The following is a 2,853-nucleotide window of genomic DNA, read 5'->3' on the forward strand; positions in this document are numbered from 1 at the left end:
TTACCTTAAGTTAAGTGGGTTTAAGGAGGCAATTGAGGCTTTCAAAAAAGTTATTCAATTTAACTCTAATAGTGATGTGGCTTATGACGGTATGGGGCTTGCTTATCTTAAGTTAGGTAAGTTTAAGGAGGCAATGGAAGCTTACAAAAAAGCCATTGATTTAAATCCAGCATTAATACACAGCAAACAACAAAATTGGCATCCACTAGAAACATGGATAAATAACTTAACTGATGATGATAAAAAACAGCAGTATTTGCATACGCTAAAACGCTTAAAAGATGAATAAAGCCCTAAGTATCACCACCACCGCCCTACTACTGTTACTAATTGCCAATGTGTTTATTGATGTCGTATTACGATACGCTTTTAATAATTCCTCAATTGCTTTGCAAGAATTAGAATGGCATCTTTTTTCAGCGATGTTTTTGCTCTCTATTGCCTATGGTTTGCAAAATGATACCCATGTGCGAGTTGATGTTTTTTATCTTAATTTTTCACTAAAAACCCAAGCTTTTATCGATATTATCGGTAGCTTGGTTTTTATCTTGCCAATTAGCCTATTGATTGCTTATTACGGCCTTGATTTTGCTTATTTAGCCTTTGAAATTGGCGAAAAAAGCGGTGACCCAGGTGGATTATATTATCGGTTTATTATTAAAAGCATTATTCCGATTAGCTTTATTTTAGTGATTGTATCAGGGGTAATTTTTGCCAAAAATCACTACATAAGGGCATTCAAATGATTGGCTTGATTATGTTTGCCGTCACCTTGATATTGCTAATGGTTGGCTTCCCTGTGGCATTTACCTTTGCTGGTGTGGCAGTTATTTTTGGTGTTTTAACTCAAGGTGTTGATTTATTTGGCTTTATGCCTTATCGCATTATGAGTGTCATGCAAAACACCATTCTGATGGCAGTACCTTTGTTTATTTTTATGGGTGTTGTCTTGCAAAGAACCAAACTTGCTGAGCAACTACTTGAAGCTATGGGTGACTTGTTTGGCAATGTGCGTGGTGGCTTGGCAGTTTCTACTATTTTAGTTGGCTCATTACTCGCAGCATCCACAGGTGTCGTAGGCGCAAGTGTCGTTGCCATGGGTGTGATTTCTCTACCAGTGATGCTTAAGCATAATTACAAAAAAACCTTATCTACGGGTGTTATTTGCGCCTCAGGTACCTTGGGACAAATCATTCCACCTTCCATTATATTGATAATTTTGGCAGATGTCTTAGGTGTGCCAGTTGGTGATTTATTTCAAGGTGCGATTATGCCGTCTCTTATTTTAGTTGGTGGCTATATTGCTTATGTATTGGTTGTCTCTTACCTAGACCCAGAAGCAGCGCCAACCTTTAAAAGTAAAAACCACAACTTAACAAAATCAGAAAAATATATAACGGTTGCCAAAGCCATTGTGCCACCTATTACACTCATCATTGCCGTGCTTGGCTCGATTTTTTCAGGCATTGCCACACCAACAGAGTCCGCTTCTATCGGTGCAGTTGGCTCCCTAGTCTTGGCATTTTTCTACCGCCGACTTAATTGGGAGATGTTACGCCAATCAAGCATTGAAACCATTAAAGTCACCTCTATGGTATTTGCTATTTTAGTTGGCGCCACTGCCTTTTCAATGGTATTTACTTATAGTGGTGGTGACACTTTAGTAGAAGAGTTTATTCACAATCTACCCGCTAAAGAAATGAGTTTTATCCTTATCTCAATGGGGATTATTCTCATCCTTGGGTTTTTTATTGATTTTGTAGAAATTTCACTCATTATCGTACCAATTTTCTACCCAATCGCTCTATCACTTGGCATTGATATGCAGTGGTTCGCTATCCTTATCGCTATGAATCTACAAACTTCATTCCTAACACCGCCATTTGGTTTTAGCTTGTTTTATCTTAAAGGCGTTGCCCCAAAGTCCATCCAAACTACCGACATCTATAAAGGCGTAATACCTTTTATCCTCATCCAAGTGAGTGTATTAGTCAGCCTAATTGTATTCCCACAATGGTATGGCTTTAATGGGTTTTAATACCGCGTCTTTTCCTCTTCTAATTGCGCTAGAGTATTTAAAACACTCAATTACATAGTTTCGCCATAGATTTTAAAAATGTGAAAGAGTGCAGGTAAACCACACAATTGAATATTTTTCAAATCTAACACAAGAGAAAGGAAAAATTGAAGTAAGGAAGTTGATCTATAAGCCGGGTTCTGTAATAAATAGTCATTCATCTACGAATTTTGTCACCAAAATTCTTTAGCACTCTACCCGCTACCTTGTGCGAGCCGCACCATGGGTAGCCTATTTGAGCTTGCTCCAAGTGGGGTTTACCTTGCCACAGTTGTCACCAACTGCGCGGTGCGCTCTTACCGCACCTTCTCACCTTTTCCCATAAAGGGTAGTTTAATTTCTGCAGCACTTTCCGTTATGTCACCATACCTAGCCGTTAGCTAGCACTTTGCTCTGTGGAGCCCGGACTTTCCTCTGAGGAAAAACCCCAGCGACTATCCGACCAACTTCGTGGGTAATTATATAAGAATAACAAGGCCTTGTATTTATATTAGAGACTTTTGCATAAATTGGCTTTTGCCAATCATCCCTATTTATGTAAAGGTCTCTATTAGAATGTGGTGAATTCGACTCATAAACGCACCACTCCCAATTGACGAGCATCAATACCCGTCCTTTCAAAAAACCACCTGATAAGGTGTTTTAAACTCCTAAACATTTTACTTGGTCTAGAATTCAATTTATTCACAGCTATTTAACCTCATTGCAGGCAACATTTACCAAAGACATCGTCTTTGGGGAAGTATTGCCTTAAAAGACCATTAGCATTCTCATTT

The 2,853-nt window shown here is 38.7% G+C and carries 3 protein-coding genes and 1 other RNA gene; 3 read left to right on the forward strand and 1 reads right to left on the reverse strand.

Annotated features, from left to right (window positions below; translation table 11 throughout):
* From BAZSYMA_RS07570 to BAZSYMA_RS07580, 3 genes are all read left to right on the forward strand, one after another.
* Positions 1–289: tetratricopeptide repeat protein (locus BAZSYMA_RS07570; protein WP_143243151.1), on the forward strand; the 289-nt coding region annotated here is incomplete at its 5' end.
* On the forward strand, positions 282–746 hold the full coding sequence (locus BAZSYMA_RS07575) for a TRAP transporter small permease subunit (RefSeq protein ID WP_090717428.1): 465 nt from the start codon (positions 282–284) through the stop codon (positions 744–746). The genes BAZSYMA_RS07570 and BAZSYMA_RS07575, both read left to right, overlap by 8 nt.
* Positions 743–2,038 (forward strand): TRAP transporter large permease, encoded by a 1,296-nt coding sequence (locus tag BAZSYMA_RS07580; protein ID WP_090717433.1) that lies wholly within the window; start codon positions 743–745, stop codon positions 2,036–2,038. Before BAZSYMA_RS07575 ends, BAZSYMA_RS07580 begins: the two co-directional genes overlap by 4 nt.
* Positions 2,039–2,190: 152 nt before the next feature.
* On the opposite strand, the gene rnpB is transcribed toward BAZSYMA_RS07580, so the two are convergent.
* Positions 2,191–2,527: RNase P RNA component class A (gene rnpB, locus BAZSYMA_RS07585), an RNA gene on the reverse strand.
* Positions 2,528–2,853 lie beyond the last annotated feature (326 nt).

The organism is Bathymodiolus azoricus thioautotrophic gill symbiont (genome assembly GCF_001298715.1).
Lineage (GTDB): Bacteria > Pseudomonadota > Gammaproteobacteria > PS1 > Pseudothioglobaceae > Thiodubiliella.